The sequence below is a fragment of the Novosphingobium lentum NBRC 107847 genome, from assembly GCF_001590965.1.
Lineage (GTDB): Bacteria > Pseudomonadota > Alphaproteobacteria > Sphingomonadales > Sphingomonadaceae > Novosphingobium > Novosphingobium lentum.
Window position 1 is genome coordinate 219,918 of record NZ_BCTW01000002.1, and the last position, 13,452, is coordinate 233,369.

Annotated in this window: 16 protein-coding genes; 8 read left to right on the forward strand and 8 right to left on the reverse strand. The window is 61.7% G+C overall.

Translation table 11 applies throughout. The annotated features are described in order from the left end of the window. Complete coding sequence (locus NL2_RS02500; RefSeq protein ID WP_068071350.1) at positions 1-423, forward strand: ribbon-helix-helix domain-containing protein; 423 nt, start codon at positions 1-3, stop codon at positions 421-423. 207 nt (positions 424-630) lie between these two features. On the opposite strand, the gene NL2_RS02505 is transcribed toward NL2_RS02500, so the two are convergent. From NL2_RS02505 to NL2_RS02540, 8 genes are all read right to left on the reverse strand, one after another. Beyond that, entirely contained in the window at positions 631-1,092 is a 462-nt protein-coding gene (locus tag NL2_RS02505; RefSeq protein WP_068071352.1) for a hypothetical protein, read from the reverse strand. Beyond that, positions 1,082-1,528, reverse strand: coding sequence for a DUF411 domain-containing protein (locus tag NL2_RS02510; RefSeq protein ID WP_068071354.1), 447 nt, complete (start codon positions 1,526-1,528; stop codon positions 1,082-1,084). Before NL2_RS02510 ends, NL2_RS02505 begins: the two co-directional genes overlap by 11 nt. A gap of 23 nt (positions 1,529-1,551) precedes the next feature. Next, positions 1,552-2,109: a DUF305 domain-containing protein gene (locus NL2_RS21580; RefSeq protein ID WP_245647536.1), complete on the reverse strand. Its 558-nt coding sequence runs from the start codon at positions 2,107-2,109 to the stop codon at positions 1,552-1,554. 101 nt (positions 2,110-2,210) lie between these two features. Next, entirely contained in the window at positions 2,211-3,242 is a 1,032-nt protein-coding gene (locus NL2_RS02520) for a copper resistance protein B (protein WP_084355803.1), read from the reverse strand. Next, on the reverse strand, positions 3,239-5,035 hold the full coding sequence (locus NL2_RS02525; protein WP_068071358.1) for a copper resistance system multicopper oxidase: 1,797 nt from the start codon (positions 5,033-5,035) through the stop codon (positions 3,239-3,241). Before NL2_RS02525 ends, NL2_RS02520 begins: the two co-directional genes overlap by 4 nt. A 52-nt stretch (positions 5,036-5,087) precedes the next feature. Beyond that, complete coding sequence (locus tag NL2_RS02530) at positions 5,088-5,651, reverse strand: RNA polymerase sigma factor (RefSeq protein WP_068071360.1); 564 nt, start codon at positions 5,649-5,651, stop codon at positions 5,088-5,090. Beyond that, positions 5,648-6,088: a periplasmic heavy metal sensor gene (locus NL2_RS02535; RefSeq protein ID WP_068071362.1), complete on the reverse strand. Its 441-nt coding sequence runs from the start codon at positions 6,086-6,088 to the stop codon at positions 5,648-5,650. Before NL2_RS02535 ends, NL2_RS02530 begins: the two co-directional genes overlap by 4 nt. Beyond that, complete coding sequence (locus NL2_RS02540; RefSeq protein ID WP_084355804.1) at positions 6,085-6,366, reverse strand: hypothetical protein; 282 nt, start codon at positions 6,364-6,366, stop codon at positions 6,085-6,087. The genes NL2_RS02535 and NL2_RS02540 overlap by 4 nt, the downstream gene beginning before the upstream one ends. A gap of 129 nt (positions 6,367-6,495) precedes the next feature. Here NL2_RS02540 and copC point away from each other — a divergent pair, with 129 nt between their 5' ends. The 7 genes from copC to NL2_RS02575 all read left to right on the forward strand — a co-directional run bounded on the left by copC (position 6,496) and on the right by NL2_RS02575 (position 13,138). Beyond that, positions 6,496-6,900, forward strand: coding sequence for a copper homeostasis periplasmic binding protein CopC (gene copC, locus NL2_RS02545; protein WP_068071366.1), 405 nt, complete (start codon positions 6,496-6,498; stop codon positions 6,898-6,900). 5 nt (positions 6,901-6,905) lie between these two features. Further along, a complete protein-coding gene (copD, locus tag NL2_RS02550; protein ID WP_068071368.1) occupies positions 6,906-7,817 on the forward strand; it encodes a copper homeostasis membrane protein CopD in 912 nt (303 codons plus the stop codon). Between the two features lie 102 nt (positions 7,818-7,919). Then, positions 7,920-8,135 (forward strand): DUF2933 domain-containing protein, encoded by a 216-nt coding sequence (locus tag NL2_RS02555; RefSeq protein WP_068071370.1) that lies wholly within the window; start codon positions 7,920-7,922, stop codon positions 8,133-8,135. Positions 8,136-8,146: 11 nt separating this feature from the next. Further along, positions 8,147-8,797, forward strand: coding sequence for a methyltransferase family protein (locus NL2_RS02560; protein WP_068071372.1), 651 nt, complete (start codon positions 8,147-8,149; stop codon positions 8,795-8,797). 87 nt (positions 8,798-8,884) lie between these two features. Next, positions 8,885-11,248, forward strand: a complete 2,364-nt coding sequence (locus NL2_RS02565) for a heavy metal translocating P-type ATPase (protein ID WP_068071374.1) — start codon at positions 8,885-8,887, stop codon at positions 11,246-11,248. Beyond that, complete coding sequence (locus NL2_RS02570; RefSeq protein WP_068071376.1) at positions 11,245-11,775, forward strand: SRPBCC family protein; 531 nt, start codon at positions 11,245-11,247, stop codon at positions 11,773-11,775. Before NL2_RS02565 ends, NL2_RS02570 begins: the two co-directional genes overlap by 4 nt. Further along, entirely contained in the window at positions 11,762-13,138 is a 1,377-nt protein-coding gene (locus NL2_RS02575) for a hypothetical protein (protein ID WP_068071378.1), read from the forward strand. The genes NL2_RS02570 and NL2_RS02575 overlap by 14 nt, the downstream gene beginning before the upstream one ends. Positions 13,139-13,452: the final 314 nt, after the last annotated feature.

Sequence of the window (13,452 nt, forward strand, 5' to 3'; positions counted from 1 at the left end):
ATGCCAGCCAAAGCGCGGCTCTCGGTCTATCTCGATCACGACATCATGGAGGCGCTGGCGAGCTTTGCCGACCGGCGCGACCGATCACGATCCCTGGTCGCCGAGGCCGCGATCGCGTCGTTTCTCTCGCCCGATGGCGACGAACAGCGCGAGGCGGCGCTCATCAAGCGTCTTGACCAGATCGACCGGCGACTGACCCGGCTTGAGCGCGACACTGGTATCGGCGTCGAAATGATCGCCATGTTCGTGCGTTTCTGGCTGTCGAACAGTCCGCCGCCGCCCGAGGCCGAACGTGCAGCGTTGCGGCGGCAGGGCGGTGATCGCTATGATGCGTTCATGGCGGCGCTGGGCCGTAGACTGGCGAAAGGCCCGAAGGTCCGGCAGGAGATCGTTGAGGATATTCCGGCCTCGGGTGACGATTGAACTACTTCCAGCACTGCCCGTGTGGTGGCCGGATTGCGCCTGATGTCAGCCGTTCAGCCATCTATCGCTGATACTTGAAAGCGGATGGTCAAGTTGCTTGGTGATCAGCCAGCGCCGCGCCTGAGATCAGGGCAGTTCTTGGAGGAGGGGAAGCGGAAAGCGACCATGAGAGCGTTACCCCGACAGATTTTGGTGCCGCGAGATCATTTATTTAGGGCCGATATCCGAGGTCGGCAGGACACTTCTGTCTGCAAGGACAGTCGCGCCAAAGGCAATCCATAGCGCAACTGGAATGAGCAGTGCCCATCGGAAATTCGAGCCAAGGACGAAGTTGGTATAGGCCATCAACAGGGCAGACAAAGCGCCGCATGCCAGCAAAAAGGTGCGGTCCGCGCGCTTCAATCCATCCAGGCTGCAACGACTGACGATGAGCAGAGCACAGCCGAGGGCCGCCATCTGGCCGCCCATGACATTGAACACGAGATCAAGCCATGTCCGAAGGCCGGAAGACGCCTGACTTATATAATGCAAGTCCTCGGGTAACAGGGGTGGCCGCAGCACCATGAACCACCCACCCAGGGAAAGTTGGTATAAGCCCAGCAGGCGGAGGATATGCCGGGCGAGCATGGCCCGGCGCGTGCTAACCGCTTCGTTGGGTTCAGGCGCCATGATGCGCGTAAACCCGCGTACCGGCATGTCCGAAGGCAATCACGTCGTAGGGTTGCTCGTGCATTCCCGGCATCTCCATGCCAGGTGACCCCATCGGCATCCCGGCAACTGTAAGCCCCGTAATCCCGTGCGGGCGCTCGCGCAGCACACGCTGCATATCGGCGATGGGCACATGCCCTTCGAAGACGAGCCCATCGATCACGGCAGTGTGGCAGGACGCTAGGCGCGCAGGCACGCCAAGACGTGCCTGGTAAGCAGAGCGCTTGGCATCGTCGATCATCTGGATATTTCGGCCAAATTGTTGCCGCACGAGCGCAACCCACTTCTCGCAGCAGCCGCACCCGGGATCGCGGTGAACAACCCCGGTTGTAGCTGCGAGAGCAAGGGATGGAACCGCGGCGGCAAGTATGACCGCAAGGCGTAGGGATTTTCTCATCCCGGTTCCTCCCGCTGACGCTGTTACTGCGCTGTCTTGCCGTTCCTGCTCAACCAGGCCTGAAGGCCGGCGACGTCGCGCGTCTGTGCCGCGATATCCTGGTTAGCGAGTCGCTGGACGCGGGCATCCTTGGTGCTGGTGAGGACAAGGCGCGACATTGCAATCGCGCCGCGATGATGCTCGATCATCTTGCGCACATAGGTCTCGTTCGCATCGGCACCGGTCGCATGCATCATCGCCATGTGCATTTGCATTTCAGCTGGCGGAAACGGGTTAGCTGCGGTTGGCTGCATCATAGGCATGTGCTGCATGTCGCCCATGCCCGACATTCCGCCCATACTTGGCTTGCCCTCCATCCCCTTCATACCGCCCATTCCGGACATGCCTTCCATCCCCTGCCCTGCCGGAGGTGCGGGCGAGACTGGAGTCGCAGGGGGCGGTGCGGGAGGAGTGGCCGCAGGCGCGGCGGCCGCGCCATGTGTATGATCATGTTCAGCGCCGGTCGCGGCCTGAGTCTGGGCCAGGACGCTTGTCCCCGTCATGGTAAAAGCGACGGTCGTTGCAAGTGCCAAAATCTTCATGATGCTTCTCCTGAACGGGGGTCTTGCAGGGCCATACGCACGCGCCGCAATGCCCCCTCGCAATCTGATCAAAATAGTCGCCGCTACCGAATGCTTCGCGCTCAGAACCAGAAACGGATGCCGGCAACGAAGCTCGTCGAGGATACGTGCTCGCCAGCCACGCGTGCATAGCGCGCCGTGTCGCCAAATTTGCGATCCCAGGACACGCCAACATAGGGCGCGAATTCCCTGGCGACCTCATACCGCAGCCGCAGTCCGAGTTCGAGGTTGGACAAGCCTGAGCCAATCGCATTTTCGGGAATATCTTGCGCCGCGAAATTGGCTTCCAGCCGCGGCTGCACGATCAGTTTCTGGGTGATCCGCTGATCGATATCGCCTTCGATGCGGGCAAGCACATCGCCCTTGGTCGAGACATAGGCTGAGGCACCAAGATCGAACCAGTAGGGGGCAAGCCCCTCGATCCCCAGCACTGCATAGGTCCGGTCCGGTCCCCTGCCAAAATCCCGTCGGACGCCGCCCTGAAGGTTCCAGTAGGGATCGACTGCGTGCGACCAGAGCGCCTGAACTTCACCATGATCGATGGGCTCTCCAAAGCTGCCTTCTCCCTCCGACTTGATCGCGAGCCGATTGATGTCGCCGCCGAACCACGCGCTGGCGTCCCAGCGATATCCGTCCCGGCCATTGCGGGCCTGATATTCCGCAAGGTTGAACAGCACTTTATGGAAAGTCATACCGCCGTGTTCGCCCAGCAGCGTCGCCTGAGCCTCGGCCATCGCTTCCGGATCGTAGAACCGGTCGGCCGGGCGATCGCTCGCGATCGGCGGTGGCGACGCGCTGCCTGGCTCCTGGTCGGTGCCGCTCGGACCGGTCGCACCAGCATGGACTGCCGCCGTAACTGGAGCCGGAGTGATCGGCGGCTCGGGCATTGTCATGCCTTCCATGCCCTGCATATCATGACCCGCATGGGGATCGACAGGCGCAGGAGCCGGCACCGGCACCGGCACCGGCATTGGCATGGTCGACATGCCGTGTCCTTGATGCGCTGCTTGATCCGTCGGCGCACCGGTTGCCTGAGCTGAAACCGAGGCCGCCAGGACGAGCGGGGACAGCCCCAGTAAAGCGAACCGGCTCATGCAGCTTCTCCCGCGCCGCGCACCTGGACCACGCGGATCATGCCCGCATGCATGTGGAGAAACATGTGGCAGTGGAACGCCCAGTCCCCGTAAGTTCCGGTGACGTCGAAGCTGACCTTGCCGCCGGGCGGCACGTTCACCGTGTGCTTGCGCGGACTATGATCGCCGTGCCCTGTGACCAGCTCGAAGAAATGGCCGTGGAGATGGATCGGATGGTTCATCATTGTGTCATTGATGAGCGTCATCCGGACCCGCTCGCCAGTCCGCAGGGGGATCGGCGTTTTTGACTCGGACAAAGTCTGCCCGTCGATGGACCACATGTAGCGCTCCATATTTCCGGTAAGGTGCAGCTCGATTTCCCGGCTTGCGCCGCGCACATCGGGGTTGCGTTCGAGTGCGACGAGATCGCGGTAAACCAGAACCTTGTGTCCTGTGTTTTCCAGACCAACGCCCGGCTCTCCGGTGCGGTCGACCGGCATCGGGGCAATGGTCTGCACTCCCGGTCCGAGCACGACCTGCGGGGCATTGGCGCCGTCCCGCATGTTCATGTTCATCGAATGGCCTGACGCGCCATGGTCCGTGCTGGCATACGCAGCCGACATATCCATGCCCGCCATGTCGTGGCCGGCATGATCGGTCCCTGTGGCGGGCGCATCCATCGCGCCCATGCCCATGTCCTTCATCGTCAGCAATGGACGCTCGCGAAGGGCGGGCACTGCCGCCACCATCCCCTCGCGCGGCGCAAGCGTTGCGCGGGCCAGGCCGGATCGGTCGATCGCTTCGCCAACGATCGTGTAGGCGCGATCTTCGGCCGGCGTGACGATCACATCGTAGGTTTCCGCGATCGACATCTGCAATTCGTCAACCGCGACCGGCCGAACCGGAAGGCCGTCGGCCGCCACCACTGTCATTTGCAGGCCTGGAATGCGGACGTTGAAGATCGTCATCGCCGCGGCATTGATTAGCCGCAACCGGACGCGCTCGCCCGGCTTGAACAGCGCCGTCCAGTTGTCATTTGGGCCATAGCCGTTGACGACGTAGGTATAGACCGAACCGGTCACATCGAGGATGTCGGTCGGATCCATTCGCATCCGCGCCCAGGCCAGGCGATCGGCGTGCGACTGGTCCTTGCCGGCGAGCAATCCGGCTAGTGTCTGCTTCTGCTGGTTGTAGTAGCCGGATTCCTGCTTGAGCTTACTGAACAACATGTGCGGATGTACGAAGCTGTGGTCGGAAAACATAACCACATGCTCGCGGTCGTAGCCGATCGGATCGGCATCCTTGGGATCGATCACAATCGGGCCATAGTGGCCCATCGCTTCCTGCAGCCCGGAATGGCTGTGATACCAATAGGTCCCCGACTGCTCGATCGGAAATTCATAGGTGAACGATGAGCGCGGTTTGATGCCAGGGAAACTCAGTCCAGGCACGCCGTCCATCTGGAACGGAACCAGCAGTCCGTGCCAGTGCAGCGAGGTTTCCTCATCCAGCGCGTTGTCGACCGTGATCTTGACCGTCTGGCCCTCGCGCAGGCGCAGGAGCGGCGCTGGCACCGTGCCATTCATCGCGATGACATGGGCCTCGCGCCCGTCAACACGTACCCGCTCGTGGGCGACCCGAAGGGCAATGGTGTCACCGGAAAGCTCCGGCAACGGTCGGGCGATGCCGCGGGACACCGGCTGTGCCCACGCTGGCATCCAGGCAGCAAGTGCAAGGCCGCTGCCTGCAAGGCTGGCGCCGCGCAGAAGTGCGCGGCGATCAAGCCCCGGCAGAGGAACGAGTGGAGTGGTCATGGAGGCGCTGCCCTGTTCTGAATCTGTTGTGTGCAGATACGCAGATGCCGCTTCAGCCCCTCAAAATGTCCTGCAATTTATTGCGCGCGCGATGGAGCCGCGTTTCGACGGCTTTTTCGGTAATACCCAGAAGCGCGGCAGTCTCCGTCTGCGAAAGTCCCTCGACTGTGCGCAGCACCAGCACATCCTTGAGCCGAGTCGGAAGCCCACTCATTGCTTTGAGGACATGGGCCAGTTCCTGCCGATCACTGGCTTCTCGTTCGACGTCGGCAGACAGATCGACCGGATCGGGTGCGTTGTCGAGCGGTGTGGCAAACGAGAAGAGCGCACGCACCGTTCTGCGCCGCGCCCAATCCCGGCACTTGTTGAGCGCAATGCGCGTGAGCCAATGCTTGAGTGGTCTCGACTGATCGAAGCGCTTGAGCGCTGCAAAACCGGCAATGAAGGTCTGTTGTGTGATGTCGAGGGCCGCGTCATCATTGGCGGTATGCGCGCGGGCGAAGCGGAAAATTGCATCGCGATGCCGGCGCATCAATTCGGTATAGGCGCCTTGCCTGCCCCCGATCGCCAGAGCTGCCAGTTCGCCGTCCGAACACGCGCCAAGATCGAGGCTCATTTTGCCTCGACGGTCAGCGCCTTGACCACTGCGTCATCAAACCGCGCGGCCTGTTCGGGTCTCAGCACACTGCGCATGGCGAATATGTGTTCGAGCGTAACTTTTTGCAGTTCCCCCATCGCCTGATGCGAGTGATCGATTGCTGCGCTGACCTGCGGCCCGTAACCATGCTCGGTCTGAATCGCCTGCGCCAGGCGGGCATTATCCGCGCGCAGTTCCAGTTCGAGCGCCTGCCGCTGGATGGCAAATTGCGCTTCGATGGCTTCGATTTTCGTTTCCTGGACAGAATCCAGATCGAGCTTCTGGTGGAGGAGCTGGTGAAGCTCGCTTTCAACTGGCGGAGGCGGAACAATATAGCTGCGGCCCACAAAGACGCCTGCCAATGCCGCGCCAAAGGCGATCAGGATAACCACCAGGTAGCGGGACCGATTGTTCATCGCGCGCTCGCCAGCAAGGTCGACGGGGCAAGCGCCGCAGGCGCGCCCAGCGGAAACGGATTCGGCGCCGCACTCGCCGGTGTACCGGGAACGGCGGAACCCAAAATGCCGGTAACCAGCGCGACTGCGGCCGCTGCCGCAAACAGCCCGCCTGACTGACGACCGCCTGTCGCCAGTTCCCGGTTCAGCCCATCGAGCACTGCCGCATCGATCATGCTCAGGCGCGGATCAACCGGAAGGTCTCGCAATCGGGCAAGCGTGCTTTCGATATCTGTCATTCTGGTTCTCCGGGCTCCTCGGCCTTCATACGCAAGGACGGAACCAATCCCTCAAATTATTTCGCGCCGGGATGTGAGGGGTCACCGCGCGACCTGCGTATTAGCCAGCAGATATCTCAGGAGCATTTCATGAAACTCATCAGATCGATTGCCACCGCAGTTGCTGCGATTGCCATGACAACCGCCATTCCCGCGCTGGCTCATCCCAGGCTGGTGTCTTCGATCCCTGCCGCTCAGACAGCGGTGCAATCTGCCCGGCAGATCACGCTTCGCTTCACCGAACGACTGATGCCGCAATTGACGGGTCTGGAAATTGCGCCTGCCGGTATGGCCGGTATGTCGCACGCCGATCATTCGGCTCATATGGCTATGGCGCCCTTGCCAGCGATCAAAACGGCATTTTCTTCGGATGGCAAAACCCTCATCGCGACTTTCGCCAGTGCCTTGCCGCGCGGGACCTATACCGTGACCTGGCATGCGGTTGCGGCTGACACCCATCGGGTCCAAGGCCAGTTCGCCTTCACGGTCAGGTAACAGGCATGTCCGAGGGGCCGATCATTGCTGTCCGCTTCGGACTCTTCGCAATCGAAGGGCTGCTGTTGGGTGTGCCCCTCTTCGGTCTCTATGCCTTGCGCGGACCGGAACGCAGCCAGCTTCCGTTCCGGGCATGGCTGATCCTGCTCGGCCTGATTGGTGTTTGCCTGAACTTCCTGGGCTTTGCCCTGTTGCTCGCGAACATGGCGGGCACAGCCATCGACGCCATCGATTCTGACCTCGCCCGCTCGATCCTGCTGACCGCGCCCGTTGGCTGGGCCTTTATGGTGCGCCTGTCGGTCACGGCGCTCGCCTTGGGCGTAGTTCTGCTGGCACCGGCAAACCGAACGAGCATGCTGGCAAGCGTTACCGCATTCAGCAGCGTCGCGCTCGCATCACTGGCCTGGAACGGGCACGGCGTAGCCACCGAAGGCGTGCTGGCCTGGCCACATCTGCTTGCCGACATCGTTCATCTGCTGGCCGCAGGCGTTTGGCTGGGTGCGATCGCCTGCCTCCTCTATATGGTGGTCCGCCCGAAGGCCTCCCTTGCTGACCTGACCATCGCCGGGCGATGCCTCAAAGAGTTCGGCTTTGTGGGGTCTATGGTTGTCGCGCTTCTGATCGCGACGGGCCTGATCAACGGCTTCGCCATCCTTGGCAACCAGCCCTTCGGACCTGCCTTTGGCTCAGCCTACATTGTCCTGATGGGCAGCAAACTTGCGCTGTTTGCCCTCATGCTGGCGCTTGCAGCGCTGCACCGGTTCCGGCTTGTTCCCGCAGTGGAAAGCGCCACTGACCACGCGGATAAGGCGATGGCCGTTCGCCGGATAAGATCGAGCATGGCCGTCGAACTGGCTGCTGCAGTCGTGATCCTTGGCCTCGTCGCGTGGCTGGGAACGCTGGAGCCGGGCTGGTGACGCGCCGTATTTCGCCTTCACCTGCCAGCGCAGGCCGTCTTTCGTCCCGTCATTTGAAAGGATCATTCCATTTCAGAGCATGAACTTCATGGCGGCGGAAAGATGTCCGGCCTCGCCAAACTCGTTTTCGGCGGCTTCGCGATAGTGGCGGGCTACTACCTGTTCACCGAGCACACTGTGCACGTGCTGAGCGCATTGCCGCTCCTTCTCTTCCTGTCCTGCCCGATCATGCACCTCTTCATGCATCATGGTCACAAACATGGCGGTGGTCCGCCGTCAGGCAAGTCACAGGGGGCCGGCGACGTCGGTGCACAATGATGGAGGGTACCATGGCTACGCATCAGATGCAGGGTTTCGGCCTGTGGGGCCTCGCTTTCGTCAACTCGGTGGTGTTCATCCTGTTCGCTCTGAGCTTCTTCAAACCGCAGTCGCCAAGGGACTGGCGCAGCTTCAGCGCGTTCAGCGCCTTTCTCGTCGCGCTCTTTGCCGAAATGTATGGCTTTCCGCTCACCATCTACCTGTTTTCGGGCTGGCTCCAGTCGCACTATCCCAGCGTCAACTGGTTCTCCCACGACGCAGGCCATCTGCTCGAGATGATGTTCGGATGGCGGGTGAACCCCCATTTTGGACCGTTCCACATCGCCAGCTTCGTCCTGATCGGCGGCGGCTTCTGGATGATTTCGGTGGGCTGGGCCGTGCTCCATGCAGCGCAGCAACGCCGCGCCATAGCGACCACCGGGATTTATGAGCGTATCCGGCACCCCCAATATGTCGGCTTCATCCTGATCCTGACCGGGTTCCTACTGCAATGGCCAACGCTGCTGACGCTGGCCATGTATCCGGTTCTGGTCGTCATGTACGTCCGCCTCGCCCGTCATGAAGAAACGGCCGCGATTGCCGAATATGGCGATGCCTATCGCAGCTATATGGCACGGACGGGCGGTTTCTTTCCAAAGTGGCGAACCCGAAGCTCTGGTTGAGCAGTTTCCCTTGTTGCAGGCAAACTAGCCGCTTGACCCTGACGTGATGTCAGACCCCACATGAAGATGCGTCAAAGGAGAATCGATATGGCATCGACTGATCACAAGGCGCACCAACATAGCGCAAGCTGCTCTAGCGGCGGCGCGAAGGCAGGCGGCACAGCTACTGCGGCCGATCCGGTCTGTGGCATGAAGGTGGACCCTGCTGCGACCGAGCACCACGCGACCCACGCGGGTCAGGACTATCATTTCTGCAGTGCAGGGTGCCGGGCCAAGTTTGTTGCGAGCCCGGAGCAATATCTTTCAAAGGGTGCCGCATCGCCGCCCGCAGGGGCCAGTGATGTCATCTATACCTGCCCGATGCATCCCGAGGTGCGTCAGGTTGGACCAGGCTCCTGCCCGATCTGCGGGATGGCCCTTGAGCCGGCAACGGTGACGCTGGACACAGGTCCGAGCGCTGAACTCGCCGATATGACCCGCCGCTTCTGGGTCGCGCTCGTCTTGACGCTTCCGGTCTTTGCCCTGGAAATGGGCGGGCATCTGACCGGCCTGATGATGTTCGTCGGCAAACTGACATCGAACTGGATTCAGTTTGTTTTGGCGACGCCGGTTGTGCTGTGGGCGGGTTGGCCATTCTTCACGCGGGGCTGGGCCTCGCTCAAGTCTCGCCACCTCAATATGTTCACGCTGATCGCCATGGGTGTCGGCGTTGCCTATCTCTACAGCCTCGTTGCCCATTTCGCGCCGGGGCTGTTTCCGCCCGCCTTCCGCGACGCGATGGGCACCGTGCCGATCTATTTCGAAGCAGCGGCCGTCATCACCGTGCTGGTCCTGCTCGGGCAAGTGCTCGAACTACGCGCACGCGAACGCACCTCCGGAGCGATCAAGGCATTGCTCGATCTTGCGCCCAAGACCGCGCGCAGGATTACCGCCGATGGCCAGGACGAGGAAGTTACGCTCGACCTCGTCGTTGTCGGCGATCATCTGCGGGTCCGTCCCGGCGAAAAGGTGCCGGTCGATGGCGTCATCGCCGAGGGCCGCGTCTCGATCGATGAGTCGCTGGTTACCGGCGAGTCCATGCCTGTCACCAAGGAAGCGGGCGCCAAGGTCATCGCCGGTTCGCTCAACAAGACCGGCAGTTTTGTCATGGTCGCCGAGAAGGTCGGAGCCGAGACGCTACTTGCGCGGATCGTCCTGATGGTGGCCGAAGCCCAGCGCAGCCGCGCGCCGATCCAGCGCATGGCCGATAAGGTTTCGGGCTGGTTTGTGCCGATGGTGATCGCGGTCGCACTGATCGCTGCCGCCGCCTGGGCGCTGTTCGGACCTGACCCGCGCCTGACCTATGCGCTGGTAGCGGCCGTCTCGGTGCTGATCATCGCCTGCCCCTGCGCACTGGGTCTCGCCACGCCGATGTCGATCATGGTTGGCGTCGGACGCGGCGCGCAGGCAGGGGTGCTCATCAAGAATGCCGAAGCACTGGAGCGGTTCGAGAAGATCGATACGCTGATCGTCGACAAGACTGGAACGCTGACCGAAGGGCGTCCTGCGGTCACGGGGATCCGCACCGTCAGCGGATGGGACGAGAACGAAATCTTGCGCCTTGCCGCCAGCCTTGAACGCGGCAGCGAGCACCCGCTGGGCGATGCCATCCTGCGCGCCGCGCAGGACCGCAAGCTGGAACTGGAGCAGGCCAGCGATTTCGACTCTCCGGTTGGGCGCGGCGTGACCGGCACGTTGTCGGGAAAGTATGTCCTGCTCGGTGGACTGCGGTTCATGGCCGAACAGAAGATCGACACCGCTGAACTCAATGAAGCAGCCGAGGCAATGCGAGCAGAAGGTGCGACCGCGATCTTTGCGAGTGTGGATGGCAAGCTCGTCGGCCTGCTGGGCATTTCAGATCCGATCAAGGAAACTTCTGCCCAGGCCATCCGCGAACTGAAGGCAGATGGCATCCGCATTGTCATGATGACCGGGGACAATCGCACGACCGCGCTCGCTGTTGCAGCCCGCCTCGGCATTGACGATGTCGAGGCTGAGGTGTTGCCCGAGGACAAGGCCAGCGTCGTCCAGAAGCTCCGCGCCGAAGGCCGCAGCGTTGCGATGGCCGGGGACGGCGTCAACGATGCGCCGGCGTTGGCGGCTGCCGAGGTCGGCATCGCGATGGGTGCCGGATCCGATGTCGCCATAGAAAGCGCAGGCGTGACCTTGCTGCAAGGCGATCTGAACGGCATCGTCCGGGCGCGCCGCCTGTCGCGCGCGGTGATGCGCAACATCCGCCAGAACCTGGTGTTCGCCTTCGCCTACAACGTCGCCGGCATCCCGATCGCAGCGGGCGCGCTCTATCCGGCCTTTGGCTGGATGCTCTCGCCTGCGATTGCGGCGGCTGCCATGGCCCTCTCATCGGTCAGCGTCATCACCAATGCCTTGCGCCTACGGATCGTCCGGCTGTGACCGGCCTGCCGCTCCATTTCGAGGCGAGCGCAATAATCACCGGGTCAGCGGAAAGCATCTTCGCCGTTGCGGATGAACCGGACCTTCTGACCCGGCACATGAGCGAGCCATCGCTCATGATGGGCGGCGGCTCTATGCAGTGTGAGCTTGATGCTTTGGCAGGGAAAGCGGTGGGATCTGTGATCCGGCTGACCGGCACGGGATTTGGATTCGCGATTACCCTCGAAGAGGTCGTCGAGGAGCGCACACCGCCTCTGCGCAAGGCCTGGGCGACCATCGGGACACCGCAGCTTGTCGTCATTCGCAACTATCGGATGGGCTTCGCGATCGCAGAAGCCGTCATGGGCTGCCAGCTTCGTGTCTGGATCGACTACGCCCTGCCGCGATCGGGTGTGCGTCACTGGCTTGGGCGACTGCTGGCGCCGATGTTTGCACGCTGGTGCGTCGAGAACATGCTGCACGAAGTTCAGAGCTTTCATATTGCGGCAATAATTGACGCCAGGAAGGAACACAGTGCCGCCCATTGAACCCCCGAACGGCTTACTGGTCACCACAGAAGCGATTGCAGAGCAGCTTAACCTTGGCTGCTTCTGCATCTCGCTCGACCGTAAGGAGTTGGAAGAAGCCCTGGACAGGGCAGTCCGGATCGAGGGTTTTGCGGAGCGGCTGAGTGCATCGCATCCGACGCTGTTTTCCAATGTTCCCGTATTCGTTCCATCGGCAACGCTGGGCAAAATGATGCTGATCGTCGATGCCGTTGAGGGGGCCGCGCAGTTACCAGTCTTTCGTGCGGCGACCTTGTCCCATGCACCGCCATCGGCACAAATGGACTTCGGGCCGGTCGGGGCATTCATGGGCTACGATTTCCACCTAGCTCCTGACGGTCCAAAGCTCATCGAGGTGAACACCAATGCCGGGGGAGCCTTCCTCAATGCGTTTCTGGCGGGGGCACAGCACGCCTGCTGTCCGGAGGCCGAGTTCCAGGTCAGGCCCCTGACCGAAAGTGAGTTTGCCGAGCGTGTGGCTCGAATGTTTACGGCCGAATGGCAGTTGCAGCGCGGTGGCGGCCAGCCGGCGCTGGTTGCGATTGTCGATGACCTGCCCGAGCAGCAGCATTTATACCCGGAGTTCCAGCTGGCGAAGGTGATGCTCGAAAGACAGGGTATTCCAACGGTGATCGTCGATCCCTCAGAAATGATGTTCGACGGACAGAAACTCACGGTCAACGGGCGCATGGTCGACCTGGTCTACAACCGCCTGGTCGACTTCTCGCTTGAGGAGCCGCGACATGCCGCACTCCAGTCCGCTTACCTGCAAGGGGCAGTCGTCCTCACACCGTCGCCTCATGTTCACGCCCTCTTCGCAGACAAGCGCAATCTTGCGCTGCTGTCAGACGATGCACGGCTGGATGAGTGGGGGCTATCGATCGAACGCCGCGCCGTTCTGCGTAGTGGCCTGCCGCGGACCGTAGTCGTCACGGCCGCCAATAGCGAGGATCTTTGGCGCGAACGCCGGAACCTGTTTTTCAAGCCGGCCCGCGGCCATGGCAGCAAAGCGGCGTATCGAGGTGACAAGCTCACGCGCCGGGTATGGGACGAGATCGTCAGCGGCGTATATGTCGCGCAAGCCTTTGCCGCGCCCAGCGCACGCAACGCAACTGTGGCGGGCGAGAGCATCGTTCTCAAAACTGACATCCGACTATACACATATGCCGGAGAGCTACTCCTTGCCGCCGCACGGCTTTATCAAGGCCAAACCACCAACATGCGGACCGCAGGGGGCGGATTTTCCCCCGTTCTTGAAATGACGGGCCCTGAATCCTGCTTGGACCAAGCGTGCGGGCAAGTCCCTGAACCAACCACATCGGAATCAGCGATTAAAATGAGCTGAGATCCGCAGCGTCCATGCACCTGGACCTGCTTTCCGCCGGCGACTCCGACGTAAAACCGCCAATCCATTCCTTCAACGGTGCGGCGTGGGTGGAAACGGAGAACACAATGGGAAGTCAGAAGTTCAGTGCGATAGGGGGGCTTGCTGCCAAAAGTTCTGGCTTAGCGGAATGTCGGCTTTCTTAAATTCTAGGCCTGATACCGGACAGGCAGAAAGCGGGTCCACAACAGCCATCGGCAGCAAGGTGAACAGGCTACGCTACAGCCTGTCTTGCTGCGCCAGCGTTTGCTGACGGTAAATCCTTGTTGAACTAA